We start from the raw sequence: 24,662 nt of genomic DNA, 5'->3' as shown, positions 1-24,662 counted from the left end.
GCGGCCGCTCGGGCCGCATGGTTATCCCTTCATATCGGCGGGGGATATCCGGGAATATCAGCGATTGAACAGCTGACGCAGCACGTCCTTCATCGCCGGACTGTCGCGCTGCTCGGCGGTCTCGCCCGGCGGCGGGGACGGTGGCGGCGGGGCCTGGTCGGCGACCGGCGGCGCCGGCTGGCTCAGGTCGCGGCTCGGGCGCGACGCGTTACCCTGGTTGAGGGTGGAAAGGCCCTGCTGCAGCAAATTGCCGATGGTGCCGCCAAGCTGCCCGCCGAGCGGGTTGCTCTGGCCGGCGTCGCCGCCCGGTGACTGACTTGTGCCGCCCTGCACGCCGTTGAGCAGATTGGTCAGCCCGTTGAGGCCCTGACTCGACCCCTGGCCGTTCGCCCCGAACAGGCCCTTGCCCATTTCCTTGAGCTTGGCATAGGCCGCCTGCGGATTGTCGAGCATGCCCTGCATCTCCGGATAGATCCGCGGCGATACCCAGGGTCCCTCGAGCATCACGGGGATGCCGAGGCCGACCGGATTGCCGGCCCGGCCCTGGCCCTCGGTGGTCATCACGAGCTGCGGCTCGACGCGGAACCCGATCTGGCGGGTGTTGAGGTCGATGGTACCGACCCCGGTCATCTTCACCAGCGGGCCGATCAGGTTGAGGTCGGTGGTGACGGCCTGGCCCTTGTCGACCTTGAACGATGCCGAGAGCTGGCTGAGATCGGTCGACAATTCCTGGCTCTCCTGCCAACCCGACAAGGTGCTGGTGGTGAGGCTCCGGATCATCTGCGCCACGTTGAGGCCGAGGATCTTGCCGTCCTGGAACACGACGAAGGCCGTGCCGGCGAGATTGCCGACGATGGCGCGCTCGCTGCCGCCATGCGAGGTCAGCGCGATCTTGGCCTGCATCTTGCCATCGAGCTTGTCGAACTCGGCAAGGTTTTTCAGCACCGGCAGCGCGCGCACGCCGGCGAGGTCGAACCGCAGCGTGTAGGTTGGATTCGTAGCTCGCGCGTCGATGGTGACGTCGCCATCGGCGGTGCCCTCATAGGCGCCGAGATTGGCGAGTCGGCCCTTCAGCACGCCGCTGTCGATGGACGCATCGATTGCCGCCTGTGTGAAGCGGCCGTCGCCGATCACGAGCTCCGCCGCCGAGATGCGCGCCTGCGCGTCGACATAGTTGAGCCCGGCAAGATCGACCGACGCGTTGCTCCAGGTATTGGTGCCGAGCGGCTGCGTGGAGCCGGACTGGCCCGGCGGCATCGCGATCGCAATGCGCTGGAAGTCGAGATCGAGCTTCACCAGCGGCTTGTTGCTGGCGAAATCGACCGACGCCCAGCCGGTGAAGCCGCCGTCGCCGAGCGTGCCGGAGACGCCGTTGAACATCACCACCGTGCCGTTCAGCCGCGCCTCCGCATTCGCCTTGATCGCAGCGGGCAACAGGCCGGGCGCATCCATGCTGAATTCGGCCGGCACGCTCTGACGCTCCAGCGGCGCTTGCGGCGCGGTGGCGCGGATCTCGAATTTCAGCGGCTTGTCGCCGGCGTGTGCGTCACCCGTGACGACGATCTTGCGGTCGTCGCCGATGGTCGCATCCGCATTGAGCGTCTCGATCCGGCTCTCGATCCGGTCGCGCACATTGGCGAAGACGATGGTGCCGCCGCTGACGCTGACATGCCGGATCGTGATGCTGCCGCCATCGGACGCGGAGGATTTCGCCGGCGGATTGTGGTCGCGGGTGCGCTCGCGCTGCAGCGGCAGGTTGATCACCGGCTTGACGATCGAAAGGTCGGTGATGTCGGGCCGGCCCGACCACAGGCTCGACAGCGTCATCTCGGCCTCGACGCTGCTTGCCGCGAACCGGTTGTTGACGTCGCGCCCGCGCGGGTCCTGCAACACGACGTCGCTCAGCGTCAGATTGATCTTCGGCCAAAGGCCGATCTTGGCGCCGCCCTTGATGGTGAGCTTGTAGCCGGTCTCGCGCTCGACCCGATCGGTGATGGTCGATGTGAGGAACGAGGACGGGATCCCGACCGCGGCCGCCAACGCGATGATCACGATCACGGCAGCGATGGCCGCCCCGGCGAATCTCAGTGCTCTCATGTCGTTGTTCCAGGCCGGGCAAGCGGGGTTCCGTTGCAGAGATCACGGCCGATCACACGAGTTTATCCCGCAAGCGGGATGTGGCTCCAATGACCGGAAAAATAATCCGTTACCGGATGAACTTATGTGACCTCTCCCACACTCTTATGAGGGTGATTTTTGCTAACCGGGCGTCAGGGGACTGCTCGGATTGGATTTGGAAGGCAGTACAATGAGCAAACAGGCCGAATTTGCGGTCATTCTGAAGATGAATCCGATGTTCGCCGATCTCGGTGCGGACGAGTTGCAGCGGCTTTCCGGCCTCTGCCACACCCAGCAGCTCGCGATCGGTGAGGTGCTGTTCCAGAAAGGCGATCCCGGCGATGCCCTGTTTGGGGTCCGCCGCGGCCAGATTCGGATCGAGACCGGTGCTTCCGACGGCAGCCGGCTCACACTCAACTTCATGGGATCCGGCGACCTGTTCGGCGAAGTCGCCGTGCTCGACGGTCAGGACCGCACCGCGGATGCGACCGCGGGCGAGCCCAGCGAATTATTCGTGTTGCGGCGGCAGGATTTCCTCGGCTTCCTCGAGCGCGAGCCGAAGGTTGCGGTCAGGCTGATCGAGTTGCTGTGCCAGCGGATTCGCTGGCAGAGCGAGCGGATGGAAGAATCCGTGCTGCAGCCTTTGCCGGTCCGCCTCGCACGGCGGCTGTGCGCGCTGGCCGAGGATTTTGGTTCCGAGGTGCACATCTCGCAGGAACAGCTCGGCATCTTCGTCGGCGCCGCGCGCGAAAGCGTCAACCGGCAGCTGCAGACCTGGCGCAGGGACGGCATCGTCGACCTGCAACGCGGCCGGATCATGTTGCACAACATGACCAAGCTGACCGCGGTCGCCCGCAACGACTAGAGCGGACTGCATGCAACGCGCGCGGGAAGATTCAATTCTCTCGCGTGCTCTGCTTGCCGATGTTGACGCACTCCTGCCTAAAAGACGTGCTTGCATGATGAGGCCGGTACCGCTTTCATCCGGCCGCCGGTCCTTGGGGTGACACCCAGCCTTGCTGGCCTCACGCCATCCACCTGCAAACCCCTGCGGTCTCTCCCGTTGACCGCAGGGGTTTTGCATTTCGATAGATGCGTGACGCGAGGGCGCCTACCGCATCACCACTTCGGGATCGGCCCAGCGCAGATACTGGCGCGGCGCGGCGCCGAGTTCGCGCTTGAACATCGCGGCGAAAGCGCTCGGACTTCATAGCCGACGTCGAGCGCAACGCAGGTGACGGCCTCGCCGGCGCCGAGCCGCGCCAGCGCTTCGAGCAGCCGCACCCGCTGGCGCCAGGCCGCAAAGCTCTGGCCGGTCTCGCGCCGGAACAGACGCGTCAATGTCCGCCGGCTGAGCTGGCAGCGATCGGCCCATTCGTCGAGCGTGAGATCGGAACTCGGATCGACCAGCACGGCTTCGCAGATCGCGGCGAGCCGCGGATCGGGCGGCACCTGCACATGCAGCGACACTTCCGGCATCCCGCCGATCTCGTCGAGCAGGAAATCGACCAGCCTGCCGTCGCGCCCTTCCGGATCGTAACGGGTCGGCATGTGCACCGCTTCTTCCATCAACGCCTCGACCAGCGCGGAGACTTTGATCAGGCGGCATGTCGCAGGAGCATTCCTGATGCGGTCAGGCGTGACATAGATGGTCTGGATCTCGACCTCGCCCCATGCCCGCGACTGGTGCGCGATGCCGGCTGGAATCCACAGGCCGTGGCCGGGCGGCACGACGAAATGGCCGCGCTCGGTCATCATCGAGGTCACGCCCGCGGTCTGCAGGATGAATTGATCGCGTCGGTGCGCGTGCCGCGCGCTGGTGCTTTCGTTCGGATAGGAGGCCGCCATCGCCGCGAGCGGCCGTTCGACCTGTTGCAGCTGTCCGGCATAGTGCGCGGCGGCTGCGGGACCCGATTGCTTGCGGCAAACGCGCAAGCCGGTGGTGTCATTTCGTCGCGCTGCGACTTTCAAGTGTCGTGAGCTCCTGATCGATCGTCGTTTTCGCAGGGTGCTCATGCATCTTCCGGGCCACTTGGCCCGATCGCGATGGTTGTTGTCCCCCTTCAGGTAGCGCGGGATATGGCGTTTGGCAACAATGCCTCACCCCGCGTCATTCGCCGAAATCGAATGTAAGAGCGCGGAGACGGAGAGGTCCGATGAACAGACGCGAATTCACCAAGGCAATGCTGGCCTGCGGTGCAGCCATCCCGTTCGGCATCACGCGGGCGGCGGGCCAGACCCGCGGTGGGACGCTCAACACCATCATCCAGCCCGAGCCGCCGGTGCTGGTGACCGCGCTGAACCAGCAGCAGCCGACCTTGACGCTCGGCGGCAAGATTTACGAAGGCCTGCTGAAATACGGCGCCGATCTCAAGCCGATGCCGGGCATGGCGCAGTCCTGGGAGATCTCGCCCGACGGCCTCACCTATACGTTCAAGCTGTTTCCTGGCATCACCTTCCACGACGGCAAGCCAATGACCTCGGAGGACGTGGTCTTCAGCTGCATGAAGCTGCTGGTGGAGACGCATCCGCGCGCACGGCAAAACTTCGCACGCGTGGCGTCGGCGGAGGCGCCCGATCCGCTCACGGTCGTGTTCAAACTGAAGCAGCCGTTCGCACCCTTCATCGGCTGCTTCGATTGCACGTCCGCCCCGATCGTGCCCAAGCATATCTATGACGGCACCGACTACCGCAAGAACCCGGAGAACGACAAGGCGATCGGCACCGGCCCCTTCAAGCTGAAGGAGTGGGTGCGCGGCTCGCATGTTCATCTCGTCCGCCACGATGGCTACTATCAGAAGGACCAGCCCTATCTCGACGAGATCGTCTACCGCGTGATTCCGGATGCGGCCTCGCGCGCGCTGGCGCTCGAGAACGGCACGGTGCAGCTCGTGCAATGGTCAGACGTCGAATTCTATGACGTCCAGCGCTTCAAGGCGCAGAAGAATCTCGAATTCACCACCAAGGGCTACGAGTATTTCGCGCCGCATCAGTGGCTCGAAATGAACAACCGCATCGCGCCGATGAACGACAAGCGGTTCCGGCAGGCGGTGATGCACCTGATCGATCGCGAGGCATTCAGCAAGCGGGTCTATTTCGGCAATGCCAAGTTGGCGACCGGACCGATCTCGTCGAAGACGCGGTTCTACGATCCGAACGTGAAGCGCTACGAGTTCTCGGTCGACAAGGCCAAGGCCCTGCTCGACGACATGGGACTGAAGCCTGGCGCCAACGGCAAGCGCGCCGAGATCAAGTATATCGTGCCGCCCTATGGCGAGTCCTATCAGCGGGCCGGCGAATTCTTCCGCCAGAGTTTTGCGCGGGTCGGCATCGATCTCGTGCTGGTCGGCACCGACATGGCCGGATGGGCCGAAAAGGTCGGCAACTGGGACTATGAGATGACCCAGAATCTGCTCTACCAGCTTGGCGATCCCGCGCTGGGCGTCGCCCGCACCTATATTTCGTCGAACATCAAGAAGGGCATCCTGTTCTCCAACACGCAAGGCTATTCGAATCCCGAAGTCGACAAACTGTTCGACGAGGCCGCGGTGACGCTCGATGAAGCCAAGCGCCAGGAGCTCTACAGCAAGGTGCAGCAGATCCTGGTCGAGGATGTGCCGGTGGCCTGGACGCTCGAGATCGAATATCCCATCATCTACGACAAGGCGTTCAAGAACATCGTGACGACGGGCATCGGCTCGCACGAAACCTTCGGGTCGGTCTACAAATCGTGACCCGGCTCGGCAGCGCCGCGACGATCGGACTTCAGGCGGTCAGCCGCATCGCCCAGCTCGTCGCCGTGATCCTCGTCATCGCGACGTTCAATTTCGTGCTGGTGCGCGCCGCGCCCGGCGATCCGGCCCAGGTCATGGCCGGCCAATCCGGTGCGTCCGATCCGAAGCTGCTCGACGACCTGCGCAAGGAATATGACCTCGACAAGCCGTATTTCGTGCAGCTCGTGAGCCACCTCGGCCGCGTCATCAGGCTCGACCTCGGCTATTCCTATCGCCAGCGTCGTCCGGTCGTTGATCTGATCCTCGAACGGCTGCCAGCGACGCTGCTGCTGACCGTCACGGCGTTTTGCCTCGCGCTCCTGATCGGCACCGCGCTCGGCGCGCTGGCCGGGCTCGCGGCCGGCAGCGTGCTCGACACGGTGTTCACCGTGCTCTCGCTCGTGCTCTACGCGACGCCGGTGTTCTGGCTCGGCCTGATGCTGGTGCTGGTGTTCTCGGTAACGCTCGGCTGGTTGCCGCCGTTCGGTTACGAGACCATCAACGTCCAGCTCTCGCCGGTCGAGCGTGCGCTCGACATCATGAAACACATGATCATGCCGGTCACGTCGCTGGCGGCGATCTATCTGGCGATCTATGCGCGGCTGATGCGATCCTCGATCATCGAGGTCGCGCAGCAGGATTTCATCAAGACCGCGCGCGCCAAGGGCTTGTCCGGAACGCGCATCGTGGTCGGCCACATGCTGCGCAATGCGCTGGTGCCGGTCGTCACCGTCGCCGGCATGCAGGCCGGCGCGCTGGTCGGCGGCGCCGTGGTGATCGAGACGGTGTTTGCCTGGCCGGGCCTTGGCCGCCTGACCTTCGAGGCACTGTTGCAGCGCGACTATCCGGTCCTGCTCGGCATCTTCCTGATCCTCTCGATCGTCGTGATCGCGCTCAACCTGCTCACCGACCTGGTCTACCGGCTGATCGATCCCCGCATGACCACGGGGGCGGCGTGATGGACACGGTGCGCGCCTTCCTGCGTCATCCCAGCGGAATGATCGGCCTTGTCCTGCTGCTCGTCGTTGTTGTCGTCGCGATCATCGCGCCGATCGCATTTCCGGTTTCGCCCTGGGAGATGGTCGGCGCGCCGTTCACGCCGCCCGGCGAGGACGGATTATGGCTCGGCGGCGACACGCTCGGCCGCGACGTCGCCGCCGGCGTCGCCTATGGCGCACGCGTGTCGCTCCTGATCGGCATCGCCTCGGCGCTCGCGGCGATGGCGATCGGCGTCGTGATCGGTGCGATCTCAGGCTATTTCGGCGGCAAGGTCGATCTGGTGCTGATGCGGATGACGGAATTGTTCCAGACCATTCCAGCCTTCGTGCTGGCCATCCTGCTGGTCGCGACCTTCAATCCGTCGCTGCTCACGATCATCCTGACCATCGGTGCGGTGAGCTGGCCGCCGCTGGCGCGGCTCACGCGCGCCGAATTCCTCCGTCTGCGGCACCGCGAATTCGTCGAGGCCGCGCTGTGCCAGGGTGAACGCACCTGGCGCATCGTGCTCGGCCATATCCTGCCGAACGCGATCTCGCCGATCCTGGTGGTGACGTCGCTGACGGTTGCGACCGCGATCCTGCTGGAAAGCGCGCTGTCCTTCATGGGACTCGGCGATCCAAATCTGATGTCGTGGGGCTTCATGATCGGCGCGGGCCGCACCGTGATCCGGAACGCGTGGTGGATGAGCGTGTTTCCCGGCCTCGCCATCCTCGTCACCGTGCTGGCGATCAACCTGTTCGGCGAGGGACTGTCTGATGTCCTCAACCCGCGCGTCTCGAGGCGCCGCTCATGAGCGAAGCCATGCAGTCCGGCGCGCCTGTTCTTGCCGTCGATGGTCTCTCGATCGCGCTCCCCAAGGGCGGTGATCGGCCCTTCGCGGTCGAGAACGTCTCCTTTGAGATCAAGCCAAACGAAGTGGTTTGCCTGGTCGGCGAGTCCGGCTCCGGCAAGTCGATGATCGCGCATGCGGTGCTGTCGCTGTTGCCGCGGGGCGTCGACATCGCGTCCGGCGCCGTGGCGGTTGCAGGGCAGGATCCGTCGAAGCTCGACGGCCGCGCTCTCCGCAAGCTGCGCGGCGGCAACGCCGCGATGATCTTTCAGGAGCCGTTGTCTTCGCTCAATCCGCTGAAGCGCGTCGGCAGGCAGATCGAGGAGATGATCCTGGCGCACCAGCGGCCTGCGCCCTCGGCGACCGAGCTCCGCGAGCGGGTGCTGACGCTGCTGACCCAGGTCGGGCTGCCGAATCCGCAGCTGCTGGAAAAGAGCTACCCGTTCGAGCTTTCCGGCGGCCAGCGCCAGCGCGTGATGATCGCGATGGCGATGGCCAACCGCCCCGCGCTCCTGATCGCGGACGAGCCGACCACCGCGCTCGATGTCACCACCCAGCGCCAGATCCTGCGCCTGATCGACGATCTCCGGCGCGAGCGCGGCATGGGCGTGCTGCTGATCACCCATGATTTCGGCGTCGTCGCCGACGTTGCCGATCGCGTCGTGGTGCTGCGCCACGGCAAGGTGGTCGAGCAGGGCACGGCCAGCGAGGTGCTTCGCAATCCGCAGGCCGCCTACACGCGCGAACTGATCGACGCGGTTCCGAAGGCGCGCCTCGCCGACATCCACGAGGCCATCCTGCGTCCCGAGCCGCTGCTCGAGGTTATCGGCCTGCAAAAGACCTTTCGGGTCAAGCGCGGCTGGCTGCAGCCGCCACGCGAGGTGATCGCCGCTGATGGCGTCTCGCTGACGCTGCACGAGGGCGAGACGCTTGCGGTGGTCGGTGAATCCGGCTCCGGCAAGTCGACGCTCGGGCGCATGATCATGCGGCTCACCGAACCTGACGCCGGCGCCATCCGCTTTGGCGGCGCGGATCTCCGGCAGCTGCGCGGCGAGGCGTTGCGCCAGGCGCGGCGCCGGCTCCAGATCGTGTTCCAGGATCCGTTTGCCAGTCTCGATCCGCGCCAGAAGGTCGGCGATGCCATCGCGCGTGGACCGATGGCCTATGGGACGTCGCGGGCCGAGGCGATGGCCCAGGCGAACAAGCTCCTGGTGCGGGTCGGCCTGTCGGCGACCGCCGCCGATCGCTACCCGCACGAATTCTCGGGCGGCCAGCGCCAGCGCATCTGCATCGCGCGGGCGCTGGCGCTGAAGCCGCGGGTTCTGATCGCCGACGAGGCGGTGTCGGCGCTGGACGTCTCGGTGCAGGCCCAGGTGCTGGCGCTGCTCGCCGAGTTGCGCCAGGAGATGCGGCTTGCGATGATCTTCATCACGCACGATTTGCGGATCGCCGCCGAGATCGCCGACCGCGTCATCGTCCTGCAGAAGGGGCGTATCGTGGAGGAAGGCACCACCGCCGAAGTGTTCACCGCGCCATGCCAGGCCTACACTCGCGATCTGCTCGACGCGATTCCCGGGCGCGATTTCTTCGACCAGCCGGGCTTTGCGGCCGCGGCCGATGCACGCCCTACAGCAAGGATCAATTCATGACCGACAGCCGTTCAGTTCCCCTTCCGGCCGGCGCGCGCGAGCGCATCGAGGCGGCTGTCGACGCCGCCTTCGAGCAGCAGATCGCGACCACGATCGCCTTCTCGTCGATTCCCAGCACGCGCGGCCAGGAAGGTCCGTGCCAGGACATGTTCGCGAAGCTGCTGCGCGAGCGCGGCTACGAGGTCGACGACTGGATCATCAATCAGGACGAACTGAAGACGCTGCCCGGCTACGGGCCGGTCGAGACCGATTTTTCCCGCGCCCGGACCGTCGTCGGCACCTATCGGCCGGCGCGTGAGGAGGGGCGTTCGCTGATCCTTCAGGGGCATTGCGACGTGGTGCCGGTCGGGCCGCTCGACATGTGGGAGCGGCCGCCGTTCCAGCCGGTGGTCGAGGACGGCTGGCTCTATGGCCGCGGCACCGGCGACATGAAGTCGGGCACCATTGCGGCGCTCTACGCGCTCGATGCGGTGAAGGCCGCGGGCTTTGCGCCGAAGGGCCGCATCCATCTGCAATCCGTGATCGAGGAGGAGAGCACCGGTCTCGGCGCGCTCTCGACGTTGCAGCGAGGTTACCGTGCCGATGCCTGCCTGCTGCCGGAGCCGACCGAGGAACGGTTGATGCGCGCTCAGGTCGGCGTGATCTGGTTTCGCCTCAGGGTTCGCGGAATCCCGGTCCATGTCGCGCGCGCCGGCACCGGCTCCAATGCCATCCGCGCCGCCTATCATCTGATCGGCCATCTCGACGCGCTGGAGGCGGAGTGGAACGAGCGCGCCAAGTCGCATCGCTACTTCGGCGCGGTGCATCGCCCGCTCAACTTCAATCCCGGCATCATCAAGGGCGGCGATTGGGCCTCCAGCGTGCCGGCTTGGTGCGACGTCGATTGCCGGATCGGCATCCTGCCGGGATGGAAAATCGCCGACTGCCAGGCCGAGATCGTCGCGTGTGTGACCAAGGCCGCCCGGGCCCATCCGTTCCTCGCCAACAATCCGCCCGAGATCGTCTGGTCCGGCTTCCTGTCGCCGGGCTATGAAGCGACCGAGGTGCAGGAGAGCGAGGCGGTCCTCGGCTCGGTCTACCAGCATGTGTTCGGGCGCGAGCTGACGGATTTCCCCTCGACCGCGCTGACGGATGCGCGCTTCTATGGCCTGGACTATGGTGTTCCCGCATTCTGCTTCGGCGCCAGGATGGAGAACGCGCACGGCTTCAATGAACGCGTCGAGCTCAATTCGCTGAAGAAGGTCACCAAGGCCTACGCCCTCTTCGTCGCGAGCTGGTGCGGCATCGAGGCGGTATAGAGCATGATCCGGAAAAGTGCGAAGCGGTTTTCGGACAAGATCATGCTCAACGAATTGAGACAAACCAAACGGGAGGTTCGCTATGGGTGACCAGAGTGCGGGCGGCAAGCCGCCGGTCAAATCGCAGGAGGATCTTCGTGCGCATTTCGGGCAATTGAGCCCGCTCGCCGAGAAAAAGGTGCTCTACCATCTCGACAGGTTCTGCCGCGACTTCATCGCGCTGTCGCCGTTCCTCGTCATCGCTTCCAGCGACGGCAAGGGTCATGCCGACGCCAGCCCGCGCGGCGATGCGCCGGGCTTCGTCTCCGTGCTCGACGACAAGACGCTGCTGATCCCCGATCGCCGCGGCAACAACCGGGTCGATACGTTCGGCAATGTCATCGCGTCGCCCGGGATCGGGCTGATCTTCATGGTGCCCGGCATCAACGAGACGCTGCGCGTCAACGGGCGGGCCGAGATCTCGCAGGAGCCGGATCTGCTGACGCCGCTGACGGTACAGAACGTCACGCCGATCATCGGCCTCAAGGTGCATGTCGACGAGACCTACTTCCACTGCGGCAAGGCGCTGATGCGCTCGAAGCTCTGGAATCCAGCCGCGCAGGTCGAGCGTCACAGCTTTCCGACGCTCGGCCGGATCATCGCCGAACAGACCGCCGCGATCGAGGTCGAGGTCGCCGAGAAGGCGATGGAAGAAGCCTATCGCACGCGGCTCTATTAGTGCGCGACGAGGCTAAGGACGTGTACCTATAAGTCCATCCTCCCGAACGGCGTCCGCAGTCAGGAAGCGGACAAAAGAGGCGTGCTTGGACATGTCAGCTAAGGTCACTAGCGGACCGGAGCCGATGTCCTCGCTACGCCCCCTTGGGCCAACAGCTAAAGTTCGAGTATGCAGCCTTGGAAGCCTCACTTACATCGGCTCTATCTCTCCGGGGCGCCAGCTCTTATCAAACCAGGCCTCGAGCGGCCCGTAGAGACGCAGAAGAGTGTTCCAGCCCTTGCCGGGGACCGTCTGGATCCAGTTGTTTTCCTTCCCGGCTGGCGCCTTCGGACTGAAATAGACATCAACCGACCCATCCGCATTCACCAGCAGTCCTTTGGTCAGGCTGCCGACGGCAGGGAATTGCTGATCCGTCTGGAGCATCGAGCGTGTCTGATTGTCGTACGCCGTGAACGACCAGAATTCCTTGGCGGGAATGTGCGGCGGCATGTGCAGTCTATAAGTCTTCGTTCCATCGAGGGGGTTACCCTTGGCGTCTACGAAAGCGGCGGCGTACTGCGAGCCTTCTCCAACCATCTTCATCGCCATCGCCGGCGTAATGCCGGTTGCGTAGAAGAAGAACATGCTCTTTGCGTCGAGATTGACGACACCATTTTGCTCGAACTTGTAACTTCCTCCGATGAACGCCGTCATCCATGCGCTGTCCGGGTAGAAGTACGCCTCCTTGATTCTCGCCCGATACATCAGGGAGCGAACCGTGGCATCGCCTACCGCCGCCGCCTCTTCAAGTATGCTCTTCATGCGAGCGTCAGGCGCGAAGGGCTTGCCCTTCTCGATTCCGACGGCGGCGAACAGGCCCAGCGTGTCCGGGTCCAGCGCATCACCTGGCTCATCCTGAATGAAGCGATTGACAAACTCAAAAAGCGAATAGTCAGCGGGGCCGATTGTGTTGAACGCCTTGCCAGAGATGTCGACGAACTTCATGGCAGGCGGATTTGCGCCCTGACTGAGCGGATATACCCGCAAGGCCTTCTTCACCATATCGACGCCGGGTTTCGGATCGCCATCTTTCAGGAAGGTTCGAAAGAAGAGCAGGTTTCCTGCAGTGCGCGAACGAGCAACAAAGTAGCCATCGGGCACCGCGCCGGTGTAGCCCGGCGGCAGCAGCAGGTACTTGCCGCCTTTACCCTTGTCCGGTCCGGTGATGCCAACGTCGGTAACCCATCGGAACCAGGCATCGTCGATTGGACCGAGCACCTCCGGAGGTACTTCGATGACCAGCGGACCGTCCTTGGTGCTCAGAAAGAGCACGGTATAGGGAGTGGTGGTGTTAGCTGTCAGGAACAGCGATCTGGAGTCCAGCAGTTGCTCTGCGATCAGGACGGTCTGGTTGACGGGACCGAAATCAGCAGAGCTACGGCGGACCGCTTCAATCGAAACGCCCGGCAATGCGGTCAGATAGGCCTGAACGCCGTGCTGGAAGTCGAGATTGTCAAAGACCTTGTCGACGGTTGCGCTGTCGGGAAAGCCATCGGTGAACTTGAGCTTTCCAAGGCGAGTTTCCACCGTGTCCTTCGTAATCAGTGATGGCGGGATCTCGGTGCTCATTTTCATTTTTGGGGTCTGAGCGAGCGCCATTGTATCGATCGAAAAGATTAGCCAGGCGGCCGCTGCAATCTTCAGAGCATCGCGACGGTACATGGTGAGTCCTCCTCGCTGTTAAAGATACGCCGTATACGAGCTGATCCAGACCAGGATCGACATAAGCAAGCCAATGACGCCGGCGTTCTCTGCAAACACGGTGGCGGTTCCGGGCATCCCGAGCCTGAGCTGGCTGCGGTCGATGTCCTTCGGTGTGGAAATGGCCGCGGGATAGGCCTTGACGCCGCCGATCGAGCCCACCCGCGCCAATGTCCCCGAGACGGCGATCTGGCCTTGCCCGACGCCCTGCGGGATCTCCGTAATCGCTGCCTCGTGAATACGGCCGGGGTCGTCATCGAACACGAGCTTGACCCGCGCACCGGGCTTGATGGTGCGGAATCCATTCGGCGGAAACGTACCCACGATGACGATTTCGTCGGCGACGATGAACGACATCACCGAGCGTGCCTGCAGAGCGCGGTCGCCGACGGTCAGGGCCATCACCGTAACGATGCCGTCGGAGGGCGCACGGATGGTCGTCTGGTCGAGCTCCCATTTGGCATTGTCGAGCTGGGCCTGGATTTGAGCGACGGTCGTATTGACGCCGCCGACCTCCGACTGCATGGCGAGCTGCGCGTTCAACTGTGCGGCCTTGGCCGCCTGCAGCTGGAACTCCACCGTCTCGTATTGGACCTGCGTGTCTTGCAGGCGAAACTCGGTTTGCGCGTCCTCACCGACGAGCTTGCGATAGTCGGCAAGCCGCTGGGTGTGGTAGGCCAGCTGCTTGGCCAGCCCCTCGACATTCGCAGTTGCCTGCTCATAATTGGCCGCGAGCTGCTTGACCTGCTGTCGTGCCTGAGCGAGCGATGCCTCGAGCTGGCTGACTTTGTATTGGAACGGCGCCGGATCGATGCGGATAAGGACGGTCCCGCTTTTCACCGGCTCGTTCGGCTTGACCGGTATCGCGACCACCTGACCGGACACGTTTGGCGTGACCTCCAGGACGCGGGAGATCACGACAAAGCTTCCCGACGGAGTCAGGTAGTTGAACATCGCCAGGAACACCGCGAGGATGAATGCGCCGATCAGCACCGCCACGGTGCCGGAGCCCCAGCCCCATTTGACGAGTTTGAGCTTCGAGAAAACGAGCCACACCAGGATAATATAGACCGTCAGGATGATGAGCATCGCCGGCTCTGGGCTCCACAGGATCGCCACTGCCAGAAAAACGAAGCCGTTTCGGGTACTCTGAGGCGTACCGGGAGTGGCACACGGCAGGGTTGATCTAAATCAAGGGAGTTCAGCATTGGGGTCCAAACCGTAAGGTCCTGACGTGTGCTGTCCCACCTCCGCTCCGCCCCCGAGAACGGCGTCGGTGCATCCCAGCGGCCAAGTCGGCAACGGGTCAAAAGGCGATATCCCTGACCGTCAGGTCGCATGTCTGGTTCGCGCCTGAAAGTGTGCTTCCCGGTTCATGAGTACGCGCCCCTAGGTCGAATAGCGACCGCAACGGCGCTGCGCTCCCTCGCTCCGTTCCTACGGGAGCGAGACAAGCGATGTTGCTCTTAGAGGGTTAGGGTGAGGAGCCGCTTCCGCGCATATGGTGATAGCCGGAGTATGCGGAGATTCCCCGCACCCGGTCCATTGCAAGCGAGGGTGCTTGCGCGATTTCGGAATTTTGGAAATGTGCCTCTGATTTGCCCGACGTGTCAAGTCGCCGTGTCGAACGCCGGCCGCCGTTTGCTCCTTTGCATGGGGTTGTTTTCGATATTTTTGAAGTACGTCATCTCGTACGGGTTGCACCGCTGGCGAGGCGCGGCCTCAGCTCATTCCGCGGCGGGCGAGATCATGTTCGGCGGGCCGGGCGGCCGCTTGGTGTCGTTGGACTGCTGTTCGTTCGGGGTCAGCTCGTGGTCGGCATGCGAGACCACGAGTCGCTTGCCGAAGCGCCAGATCAGGCCGCCGATATCATCCATCACCATGAACATCGCCGGCACGAACACCAGCGACAGCGCGGTCGAGAAGATCAGGCCGCCGATCACCGCGAGCGCCATCGGCGAGCGGAACTCGCCGCCGGCGCCGAACGCGAGCGCTGACGGCATCATGCCGGCGGCCATCGCGATCGTGGTCATCACGATCGGGCGGGCGCGCTTCATGCCGGCGTCGATCATGGCTTCCTCGCGCGCCTTGCCGTCGCGGATCGCCTCCACCGCGAACTCCACCAGCATGATGGCGTTCTTGGTGACGATGCCCATCAGCATCAGGATGCCGATCCACACCGGCGTGGTGAGCTGCTTGCCGGTCAGCAGCAGCGCGCCGATCGCGCCGCCGATCGAGAGTGGCAGCGAGAACAGGATGGTGATCGGCTGCAGGAAGGTGCCGAACAGCAGCACCAGCACAGCATAGACCATCATCAGGCCGGCGGTGATCGCGGTGGCGAAGCCGTCGGACAGCTCGGCGAGGCTCTCGGCGTCGCCGGACGGGCTGACCCTCACGCCCTTCGGCAGGGTCTTCATGACCGGCAGGTCGTAGATCAGCTTGGTGGCGTCGCCGAGCGCGGCGTTGCCGACGAGGTCGGCCGCGACGGTGGCCTGCCGCTCGCGGTCGTAGCGGTTGATGCTGGTCGGGCCCTGGTCGAGCTGGATGTCGGCGACGACGGACAGCGGCACGCCGCCGCGTTCGCCGCGCTGGCCGAGCGGCACGCGCAACTGCTCCAGCATCTGCAGGTCGCTGCGCGCATTGTCCTCGAGCTGGACGCGGATCGGCACCTGGCGGTCGCCGGCGTCGAACTTGGCCAGCGCCGGACCGACGTCGCCGATGGTGGCGACGCGGATGGTCTGCGACAGGCTTTCGGTCGAGACGCCGAGCCGGGCCGCGAGCTCGGCGCGCGGACGGATGCGCAGCTCGGGCCGGTCGAGCGCGGTCTCCGAGATCACGTTGGCGATGATCGGAATCCGCTTCATCTGCGTCGCGAGCTCGCTGGCGACGTTGTTGACGATGTTGCTGTCGGTGCCGGTGACGACCAGCGAAATCGCGCGCAGGCCGTTCTCGTCGAGGAACCAGAACCTGATATCCGGGACGTTATCGAGCTCCTTGCCGATCGACAGTTCGAGCTCGCGCTGGGTGATCTTGCGGTCGGCCTTCGGCGTGTAGTTGATGATCAGCGCGGCGCGGCGGACCTCCTGCAGGCCCGGCGGCACCCGGCCGCCATCGACGAACACGCTCCGTACCTCAGGCCGCTTGCGTAGCCGCGCCACGATCTCCTCGGTGACCTTCTCGGTGTAGGCGAGCTGCGAGCCGGGCGGCAGCTCCATCGCCAGCAGCGAGCGCGCGGTGTCCTGCGCCGGCAGGAAGCCCTGCGGCAGCAGCGTGATGCTCCAGATCGACGCGGCGAAGATCGCAAAGCCGATCAGCACGGTGATGAAATAGTGCTTCACCGACCAGGTGACGAGGCTGTGATAGCCGCGCAGGATCGGGCCGGGCGGCGGATCGTCGTGGTCATGATGCTTGAGGAAATAGGCGGCCAGCATCGGCGTCACGAAGCGCGCGGCGAGCAGCGAGAAGAACACCTGCACCGACACGGTGATGCCGAACTGCTTGAAGAACTGCCCGGCAATGCCTGACATGAAGCTCGCCGGCGCGAAGATCGCGATGATGGTGAGCGAGATCGCGATCACCGCAAGGCCGATCTCGTCGGCCGCTTCGAGGGCGGCACGATAGGGCGTCTTGCCCATCCGCATGTGGCGGACGATGTTCTCGATCTCGACGATGGCATCGTCGACCAGGATGCCGGTCGAGAGCGTGATGGCGAGGAAGGAGACGAGGTTGAGCGAGAAGCCGAGCAGGTCCATCGCCCAGAATGCCGGGAAGATCGACAGCGGCAGCGAGACCGCCGCGATGATCGTGGCGCGCATGTCGCGCAGGAACAGCAGCACGATGATCACGGCGAGGATCGCGCCCTCGAACAGGGTCGAGATTGCGGCCTCGTAATTGCCCTTGGTGAACTCGACCGAGGTGTCGATCAGCTTGAGGTCGACATCGGGATAGGCCACCTTCAGCGCGTCGATCCGCTTCTGCACCGCGGCCGCGACGACGACGTCGCTGGCGCCCTTGGAGCGCTTGATGCCGAGCGCGACCACCGGCTCGCCGTTGAAGCGGGCGAAGGTGCGCCGGTCGGCGATGGTGTCGGTGACGGTGCCGAGATCGTCGAGCCGGATCTCGCCGCCGCCGAACAGCGGGATCATGGTGCCGGCGAGCTCGTTCAGCGTCTTGGCGCCAGCCAGCGTGCGGATCGCCTGGTCGTTCTTGCCGATCTCGGCGCGGCCGCCGGCGACGTCGACGTTGGTGCCGCGCAGGATCTGGCTGACATTGACCGCGGTGAGGCCCACCGCCTGCAGCTTGTCGGGATCGAGCGAGACCAGGATCTCGCGCTCGACACCGCCGATGCGCTCGACCTGGGCGACGCCGCGCACGCCCTGCAGGGCGCGCTTGACCACGTCGTCGACGAAATAGGACAGCTGCTCCGGCGTCTTGCCCGGCGAGATCGCGGCATAGGTCACGATGGGCAGGCCGATCACGTCGACCCGCTGGATCAACGGCTCGGTAACATTCTGCGGCAGGTTGGCGCGCACGCGCGTCACCGCGTCCTTGACGTCGTTGAGCGCGCGGTCGGTGTTGGTCTCCAGCGCGAACTGGATCGTGGTCACCGACAGGCCGTCGGTGATCGAGGAGGAGATATGGCGCACGCCCTCGACGCCGGAGACGCCGTCTTCGATGGTCTTGGTGACCTGCGATTCAAGTTCCGACGGCGCGGCGCCGAATTGCGAGACCGCGACCGAGATCACCGGAATGTCGGCGCTCGGCAGCCGCGTCACCGCGAGCTTGGTGAAGGAGACCCAGCCCAGCACGAGCAGGATGATCGAGAAGACGATCGAGGGAAGCGGGTTCCGGATCGACCATGCCGAGATGTTCAAAGCCATTAGCGTGCCCGAATTACCGTGATCGCGTGCGATCGAGTTCGTCGGCGAACATGGTCTTGATCTGGTCGCCGTCATGCAGCGAGGTGCCAGCGTCGGCCACGACGATTTCGCCGACGTCGAGGCCTTCAAGGATTTCGGTCGAGGTGTCGGAGGTCAGCCCGACGCGCACCCTGCGGGTCTCGACGGTGTTGCCCTTCACGACCTGCAGGGTCAGGCGGTCGATCGCGGTACGCGGCACCGCGACGCCGCAGGAGCGCTTGGCGTCGATATTGGCACGCGCGAACATGCCGACCTTCAGCGTCGGATTGTTGTTGATGGTGATGCGGACATGCCCGAGCTGGGTGGTGCGGTCGATCTGCGGCGAGATCTGGCGGACCTTGCCGACCATGTCGGGCGCATCGTCGCGGCTGATCCGCACATTGGCGCCGGGATTGAGCTTCAGGAGCTGGAAGCCCGGCACCTCGGCGTCGAGCTCGATCTCGTTGTTGATCGAGATCTTGAACATCGGAGGCGCCTGCGGCGAGGCCGGCGCGCCGGGCGCGGTGCGCACTTCGGTGATAAGGCCGGCCGCCGGCGCCCGCAGCACAAGCGGCTTGGCATTGGCCTGTGCGGCCTGCTGCGGCGGCGGGGTCAGCCGCGCCAGTTCCTGGTTCTCGGTCACGGTATCGCCCTCGCGGACCAGCACGTCGGTGACCTTGGAGCCGTCCTGGTCGACATTCACCTGCGCCTCGCGGCGCGGCACGATGAAGCCGGTGACGCGGACCATGTCGGAGAAGCAGGCATTGGTCGACTTCGTGACCACGACCAGCGCCTGGCCCGGCGTCTCCTTCTCTTCGGGATGGGAGCGGTGCTCGAACGCGTAATAGGCGATCGCGAGGGCGAGGAAGAACACCGTGCCGAGCGCAGGCTTGAGGTATTGGGAAAAATTCATCGCCTGATCAATCCAGAGCTTGGCGCGTCATCGGTGTTGGTCGAAGTCTCATCATGCTCGCTATCGTATTGCCTGGGCATTCGGAAGGCCGGTGCCATTGTTCCGGATCATGCCCTGACGTCATGTGAGGCGGGTCACCTGTTATGCCACATTGGGGCTCGGCCCAAACAGCATTGGCCCTAAAGCAAATGCGCCCCGCCGGGGTGCGGGACGCATTGTAGCCTCAAAAAGGGGCCACGCCACCGCCCATCACTTGGCGGCGGTGGCCTTGTTTTCCACGTTCACGACCTGCACGCGCCGGTTCACCTCCGCCATCGGGTGGCTCGGGTCCTTCAGCTTGCTCTTGCCATAGCCGACGGTGACAAGATCGGTGCCGTTGATGCCGTATTTGTCGACGAGATAGCGCTTGATGGCGTCGGCGCGGCGTTCCGAGAGGCCCTGATTGTAGTCCTCGCCGCCGGCGGCGTCGGTGTGGCCGGCGACCACGAAGGTCGAGCCCTTCAAGTCCTGATTGGTCAAGGCGCGGCCGAGCGCCTGCACCGACGGCAGCGACTTGGCGCTGATGTCGGCGGAGTTGTAGTCGAAGTTGATCTCGAGATCGATCTTGGGCTTGTCCTGGACGATGGTCGCGATTTCCTCGCGTTCCGCCGAGGACAGCGAGCGGGTGGCGCGGCCGCGGACGCTCTGCACGAATTTGGCCTGGTCGGCGTTCAGCTCCGGCGAGGTGGTCTGCGGGCCGGCCGAAAGGCCGCGGGTCAGCGGCTTCTTCTCGGGCGTCAGCGCCTTGATGATCTGATCTTCGGTGACGTCGCCGGCGCGGGCGACGGCCATGCCGAACGACAGCGCGGCGCCAACGGTCATGATTGAAACGATCGCGGCCTTTGCCGACGGCTTGAACATTTCGGTCCCTCCTGCGCAAGCTGACGCGGTTCCAACGACTATCCAGATTGATTGCCGGCATCGCCGCCCGGCTCGCACCCTCTGATTAGTCGCTCAATTCCGTCAGCGGTTCGAGCCGCGGGCAGACCTTCGTCCATTGTCACTGCACGCCGTAGTCGGCGAATTCTTTGACGATGTTCGGGTCCATCGCCTTGGCGTTGGCGATGTCGAGATCGCCCTCCGCGACCGCGCCGTTGCGCTGCTTGGCGAGCCCGCGCCCGTACAGCGACGAGGTCAGCCGCGGATTGATCTCTAGCGCGGCGTCGAAATCGGCGATCGCGTTCTTGTTCTGCCCGCCCTTCAGGTTCATCAGCCCGCGGCTGTCGAGTGCATCGACGAAGTTCGGACGCAGGCGCAGCGCCTCGTTGCAGTCCTTCAGCGCCGCCTGCAGGTCGCCGATCACGGTGCGGACCCAGCAGCGGTTGTTATAGGCCTCGACATCCTTCGGGTTCAGTCGCAGCGAATTGGTGAAGTCCTTCACCGCGAGGTCGTAGGCCCCCTTGCTGGCATAGACCTGGCCGCGGCGATACAGCGCCGCTGCGTCGTCGGGATTCTTGTCCAGCTTTTCGCTCAGGCCCTTGATCGTCGGATCATCGGCGAGCACAGACGAATTGCTCGGGGCCGGCGTGGGCTGGATCACCACCGGCGGCGGAGCCGCGGGCGGCGGCAGGGTGATCTCGGGCGCCTTGGGCTGGGTTGGCGGTGCAGTCGGCGCTGCCGCAATCGGAGGCGTCGGCGGCGCCGGTGATGGTGTCGGCGCTGTTGCCGCTGGTGGCGTCGGGGTCGCCGCGGGCGGTGTCGGCGTTGCTGCGGGCGGAGCCGGCGGAGACGCGACTGGCGGTGCCGCTGCCACTTCCGGTGACGGCGACGCGGCGGGTGCCGGCGCGGCGTTCGACGGCCCGCCTGCGCCGGCCGGAATGAACGAGAAATCCTCGGCCAGTGACGACGAGATCCACGGCACCTGTTCCTGCCGCGAGGCCCGGGTGACGCCGACGCGGGTGCGGTTCAGCGTTTCCTCGGCCATCAGGTCGGGGTGCGGATCTCCTTCAGGAGTTCCCGCACGAACAGGCTGTGGTCGTTGCCATTGTCGGAGACGACGGACGACAGCGCGGCCGAATACATCACCAATGTACCGTTCGGCGCGATCACCGGGGCGAGCCCTGCCGAAAAGCTGCGGAAGCGCCGCTCGAACGGGTTGCGCCGCGAGGCGTCGATCAAGGCGATCTTCACCCCGGCGCCACGGCTGTTGATTTCCCCGAGCACGGTCTCGAGGCTGAAGCCGTCGCGGCGTACGTCCGCCTCGGCCCAGATCTGCGCATCGATCGGGATCATGTAGCTCTGCCGGTTCGACTGGATGCCGTAACCGGAGAAGAAGATCAGGGCGACCGAGCCCGGCTTGATCTTGCCGTAGAGCCGGTCGAACGCGCGGCGCATGCCGTCGCCGGTCAGGTTCTCCCCGACCTCGACGGTGAAGCCGTCGCGCTTCAGCTCGTCGGCGACGTCACGGGCGTCGTTGACCGGCTCCTTCAGCGGTGCGTCGGCGTCGGGATATTTGGCGTTGCCGATCACCAGCGCGAAACGGTCGCCGGCGGCAAAGGACAAAGTGGGCGCCGCGATTGAAAAAATCAGCGTGGCGAGCAAGGCAAGGCGGATTATCATAATCGCAGCAAATCCAGATCGCGGCATTCCAGTGAAATGGCGCCGCTTCCAGCCTGCGCCTCGGGAACCTTACTCTAGCGAAAATCCATTATCAAACCACGGCCAAGCCCCCGTCAACGGCTTGCGGCAGCATCGTTTATCGCGGTGATACCAGCCAGACCGCAGTGCAGCAGCATGCGGTCATGGCGGCCATCGTCATCCGGCACGGTGCTGGTTCCTGCGGGCCGATAACGTGCCTGCACTCACGAAGGCTGTCGCCACCCTGTCATGCGCTCGTCGCACGCCGCACGGTTTGACCTTTGCGCGAGGCGATGGCTTTGTGTTCGGGACGGCAAGCCATTCAAAGACAAGCCGTTCAAACAGGCCTTGCAAACAAGAGCGAAACCGATGGGAAACGCCTACGAGATCTACGCCCTGCGCTATGCGACGATGTCGCCGCGCACGCCCCACCTCAACTTCCTGGTGCCCGATCCGCACGATACCACCGCGCAGGACCTGGATTATTTCGTCTGGGTGGTGCGTGGCCATGGCCGCGACATCCTGGTCGACACCGGCTTCAACGCCGAGGAGGCTAAGGCGCGCGCCCGCAAGCTGACGCTCAACCCGGTCGACGCGCTGGCCGGCTTCGGCGTCAGTGCCGACAGCATCAAGGATGTCGTCGTCACTCACCTTCATTACGACCACGCCGGCAATCTCGATCGCTTCCCGAACGCCAAATTCCATCTGCAGGAACGCGAAATGAGCTACGCGACCGGCCGCTGCATGTGCAACGGCATGCTGCGCCATCCGTTCTCCATCGAGCACGTCACGCAGATGGTGCGCCACGTCTATGGCGAGCGCGTCACCTTCCATTCCGGTGACGGCGAGATCGCGCCTGGGGTCACCGTGCATCGCGTCGGCGGCCATTCCGACGGCCTGCAGGTGGTGCGCATCGAGACCGCGCGCGGCTCGGTCGTGCTGGCGTCGGATGCCGCGCATTATTATGCGAACCTGCACAAGCGCAGCCCGTTCCCGATCGTCTACAATGTCGGCGACATGGCGCAGGGCTGGGAGACCGTCGAGCGACTCGCCGGTCATCCCGACCGTTTCATTCCCGGTCACGATCCGATCGTCAGCGAGATCTATCCGCGCGCCAGCGACAAGGTCGACGCGTTCGCGCTACATCTGGCGCCGTCGCGATCGTTCGCGAAATAGCCTCGCCGGTTGGGCGAGGCACGTCTGCAGCACGTCAAGAAACGTCAAAAAGAAGCGATATGACTGACACCAAGACGACTGACACCAAGACGACTGACACCAAGACTCTCGGGTTCATCGGCCTCGGCGTGATGGGTGAGCCGATTTGCCGCAACCTCGTCAAGAAGAGCGGCAAGCGCGTTGTCGTGTTCGACCTCTCGGCCGAACCGCTGCAGCGGTTGCGCGCCGACGGTGCCGAGGTTGCAGCGTCGGTCGCCGACGTCATCAAGCAGAGCGATGTGCTGTTCCTCTGCTTGCCGAGCGCCAGGCACGTGCGCGCGGTGTTCGACGGCGACGGCATCTTGAAGAACACGAGAAGCGGCCAGATCGTGGTCGATCTCGGCACGTCTTCAGTCAGCCAGACCCGCGATTTCGCCGCGCAGTTGCAGGCCAAGGGCGCGGCGTGGGTCGACGCACCGATCGCGCGCACGCGGCAGGCGGCGCAGGACGGCACGCTCAGCGTGATGGTCGGCGCGGTGCCGGCGCTTTATGCCGCGATCGAGCCCTTGATCCGCCGCTTCGCCACCGATGTCACCAATTGCGGTGACGTCGGCGCCGGGCAGGTGACCAAGATCCTCAACAACATGGTGCTGTTCGAGACCGTGAACGCGCTGGCCGAGGCCGTCGCGGTGGCGAAGCACAACGGCGTCGATCCGAAGCTCTTGCTTGAGACACTGTCGAAGGGCTCGGCCGACAGCTTTGCGCTGCGCAACCATGGCATGAAGGCGATCGTGCCCGGCGTCTTTCCCGAGCGCGCATTCTCGACCGAATATGCGCTGAAGGATCTGTCCTACGCGCTGGAGCTCGCCGCCGACGCCGGCATCAAGATCCGCGGTGCGGAGCTGATCGGCACGGTGCTGCAGGAAGCGATCGACAAGGGATCGAAGGACAATTATTTCCCTGTCATCGCCAAGCATATCGACCGGACATAGCTCGCCCCGTCGTCATTCCGGGGTTCGCGAAGCGAGAGCCCGGAATCCATCGGGCCGCACATTTCGTGGATGAATGGATTCCGGGCTCGTGCTGCGCACGCCCCGGAATGACAGAGAGATCAAGCTGCGTAGGGCGAGGCGCGATGCCAACCCCGGCGTCGTCCTGGCGAAGGCCAGGACCCAGAACCACAAATGTCCTTTGTTGGGCTCGCTGCGACGACGAGTCTCGTTCACAACATCGGCCGCGGCGTATGGGTCCTGGCTTTCGCCAGGACGACAGCGGAGCGTGTGTCCAAAGCGGAGCGCGTGTCTAATACACGTCCTTGGTGTCGGCCTCTTCGCTGGTCTGCACCAGTTCGAGGCTGCTCTCGACCTTGCCGAGCAGGCGGCCGAGGTCGCGGCGCTCCTGTGCGGAGAGACAGGACAATATCTCCTGCTCCTTGCGCAGCAGGCGCGGGATCAGCTCCTCGTAGAGAGCCTGGCCGTTTTTGGTCAGTCGCAGGCGGAATTCGCGGCGGTCGTCGGCGTTCTCGACGCGCTCGACGATCTCGCGCTCCATCAGCGCCGACACGGCGCGGCTGATGGTGGATTTATGGGTGCGCGTGCAGTGCGCGATGTATTGCGCGCTGCAGGGATCGCTGCGGAAGCCGAGCGTTGCGAGCACGCGCCACGCCGGAATGTCGAGCCCGTAGCGCGCCTGATACTCGCTCGACAGCGCCGAGGACACCTCGGCCGCCAGCCGGTTCAGGCGGAACGGCATGAAATGGAAGAGATCGAGGCGCTTCTTGGTCGGCGCGATAGTGTCGCGCACCTCCGCTTCCACGGCACTGCGCGGCCGGGCTGGAGGCTGGCTTGCAGAGGTCCGTGCCAAAAATCCCTCCAATTTGAGTTGACGGCAGCCCCGACTGGGGGTTTAAGATAGTTGCAAGTGAGACTAATTTAGCAAGGTCGCGGCCGGCTCGCA

The 24,662-nt window shown here is 64.6% G+C and carries 17 protein-coding genes and 1 pseudogene; 9 read left to right on the top strand and 9 right to left on the bottom strand.

The window, feature by feature from the left end; translation table 11 throughout:
• Window positions 1-57 precede the first annotated feature (57 nt).
• Window positions 58-2,097 (bottom strand): AsmA family protein, encoded by a 2,040-nt coding sequence (locus tag ACSKB9_RS22770; RefSeq protein ID WP_438075907.1) that lies wholly within the window; start codon window positions 2,095-2,097, stop codon window positions 58-60.
• Window positions 2,098-2,308: 211 nt separating this feature from the next.
• Here ACSKB9_RS22770 and ACSKB9_RS22765 point away from each other — a divergent pair, with 211 nt between their 5' ends.
• A complete protein-coding gene (locus ACSKB9_RS22765) occupies window positions 2,309-2,983 on the top strand; it encodes a Crp/Fnr family transcriptional regulator (protein ID WP_438075905.1) in 675 nt (224 codons plus the stop codon).
• 254 nt (window positions 2,984-3,237) lie between these two features.
• Here the strand turns inward: ACSKB9_RS22765 and ACSKB9_RS22760 are convergent, their stop codons facing one another.
• Window positions 3,238-4,089: an AraC family transcriptional regulator gene (locus ACSKB9_RS22760; protein ID WP_438075903.1), complete on the bottom strand. Its 852-nt coding sequence runs from the start codon at window positions 4,087-4,089 to the stop codon at window positions 3,238-3,240.
• Between the two features lie 185 nt (window positions 4,090-4,274).
• Between ACSKB9_RS22760 and ACSKB9_RS22755 the strand changes: the two genes are divergently transcribed.
• The 6 genes from ACSKB9_RS22755 (at window position 4,275) to ACSKB9_RS22730 (ending at window position 11,384) form a co-directional block, all read left to right on the top strand.
• On the top strand, window positions 4,275-5,852 hold the full coding sequence (locus ACSKB9_RS22755; RefSeq protein ID WP_438075901.1) for an ABC transporter substrate-binding protein: 1,578 nt from the start codon (window positions 4,275-4,277) through the stop codon (window positions 5,850-5,852).
• Window positions 5,849-6,850: an ABC transporter permease gene (locus tag ACSKB9_RS22750; RefSeq protein WP_438075899.1), complete on the top strand. Its 1,002-nt coding sequence runs from the start codon at window positions 5,849-5,851 to the stop codon at window positions 6,848-6,850. Before ACSKB9_RS22755 ends, ACSKB9_RS22750 begins: the two co-directional genes overlap by 4 nt.
• The gene (locus tag ACSKB9_RS22745) at window positions 6,850-7,683 is read left to right on the top strand and encodes an ABC transporter permease (RefSeq protein ID WP_438075897.1); all 834 of its coding nucleotides are present in this window, start codon (window positions 6,850-6,852) and stop codon (window positions 7,681-7,683) included. Before ACSKB9_RS22750 ends, ACSKB9_RS22745 begins: the two co-directional genes overlap by 1 nt.
• The gene (locus ACSKB9_RS22740; protein WP_438075895.1) at window positions 7,680-9,368 is read left to right on the top strand and encodes a dipeptide ABC transporter ATP-binding protein; all 1,689 of its coding nucleotides are present in this window, start codon (window positions 7,680-7,682) and stop codon (window positions 9,366-9,368) included. The genes ACSKB9_RS22745 and ACSKB9_RS22740 overlap by 4 nt, the downstream gene beginning before the upstream one ends.
• The gene (locus ACSKB9_RS22735; protein WP_438075893.1) at window positions 9,365-10,666 is read left to right on the top strand and encodes an ArgE/DapE family deacylase; all 1,302 of its coding nucleotides are present in this window, start codon (window positions 9,365-9,367) and stop codon (window positions 10,664-10,666) included. The genes ACSKB9_RS22740 and ACSKB9_RS22735 overlap by 4 nt, the downstream gene beginning before the upstream one ends.
• A gap of 82 nt (window positions 10,667-10,748) precedes the next feature.
• Entirely contained in the window at window positions 10,749-11,384 is a 636-nt protein-coding gene (locus tag ACSKB9_RS22730) for a pyridoxamine 5'-phosphate oxidase family protein (protein ID WP_438075892.1), read from the top strand.
• Window positions 11,385-11,573: 189 nt separating this feature from the next.
• Here the strand turns inward: ACSKB9_RS22730 and ACSKB9_RS22725 are convergent, their stop codons facing one another.
• The 6 genes and pseudogenes from ACSKB9_RS22725 to ACSKB9_RS22700 all read right to left on the bottom strand — a co-directional run bounded on the left by ACSKB9_RS22725 (window position 11,574) and on the right by ACSKB9_RS22700 (window position 21,533).
• Window positions 11,574-13,085 carry a DUF1254 domain-containing protein gene (locus ACSKB9_RS22725; RefSeq protein WP_438075890.1) on the bottom strand — a complete coding sequence of 504 codons (1,512 nt, stop codon included), beginning with the start codon at window positions 13,083-13,085 and terminating at the stop codon, window positions 11,574-11,576.
• Between the two features lie 18 nt (window positions 13,086-13,103).
• On the bottom strand, window positions 13,104-14,243 hold the full coding sequence (locus ACSKB9_RS22720; protein ID WP_438075888.1) for an HlyD family secretion protein: 1,140 nt from the start codon (window positions 14,241-14,243) through the stop codon (window positions 13,104-13,106).
• 608 nt (window positions 14,244-14,851) lie between these two features.
• A complete protein-coding gene (locus ACSKB9_RS22715; RefSeq protein WP_438075886.1) occupies window positions 14,852-18,004 on the bottom strand; it encodes an efflux RND transporter permease subunit in 3,153 nt (1,050 codons plus the stop codon).
• 13 nt (window positions 18,005-18,017) lie between these two features.
• Entirely contained in the window at window positions 18,018-18,935 is a 918-nt protein-coding gene (locus tag ACSKB9_RS22710; RefSeq protein WP_057021105.1) for an efflux RND transporter periplasmic adaptor subunit, read from the bottom strand.
• 249 nt (window positions 18,936-19,184) lie between these two features.
• Window positions 19,185-19,835, bottom strand: coding sequence for an OmpA family protein (locus ACSKB9_RS22705; protein WP_438075884.1), 651 nt, complete (start codon window positions 19,833-19,835; stop codon window positions 19,185-19,187).
• A gap of 139 nt (window positions 19,836-19,974) precedes the next feature.
• Window positions 19,975-21,533: pseudogene (locus ACSKB9_RS22700) on the bottom strand (caspase family protein).
• Between the two features lie 387 nt (window positions 21,534-21,920).
• Here ACSKB9_RS22700 and ACSKB9_RS22695 point away from each other — a divergent pair.
• Both ACSKB9_RS22695 and ACSKB9_RS22690 read left to right on the top strand, forming a co-directional pair.
• Window positions 21,921-22,727 (top strand): N-acyl homoserine lactonase family protein, encoded by an 807-nt coding sequence (locus ACSKB9_RS22695; RefSeq protein ID WP_438075882.1) that lies wholly within the window; start codon window positions 21,921-21,923, stop codon window positions 22,725-22,727.
• Window positions 22,712-23,698, top strand: a complete 987-nt coding sequence (locus tag ACSKB9_RS22690; RefSeq protein WP_438080347.1) for an NAD(P)-dependent oxidoreductase — start codon at window positions 22,712-22,714, stop codon at window positions 23,696-23,698. Before ACSKB9_RS22695 ends, ACSKB9_RS22690 begins: the two co-directional genes overlap by 16 nt.
• Window positions 23,699-24,008: 310 nt before the next feature.
• Here the strand turns inward: ACSKB9_RS22690 and ACSKB9_RS22685 are convergent, their stop codons facing one another.
• On the bottom strand, window positions 24,009-24,569 hold the full coding sequence (locus ACSKB9_RS22685) for a MarR family winged helix-turn-helix transcriptional regulator (RefSeq protein WP_438075880.1): 561 nt from the start codon (window positions 24,567-24,569) through the stop codon (window positions 24,009-24,011).
• Window positions 24,570-24,662 lie beyond the last annotated feature (93 nt).

Origin of the sequence: Bradyrhizobium sp. BR 1433, from assembly GCF_051547665.1 — a bacterium.
Classification (GTDB): Bacteria; Pseudomonadota; Alphaproteobacteria; order Rhizobiales; family Xanthobacteraceae; genus Bradyrhizobium; species Bradyrhizobium australafricanum.
Note: the sequence above shows the minus strand (reverse complement) of the source record. Positions and strands in the feature narration are given on the sequence as shown.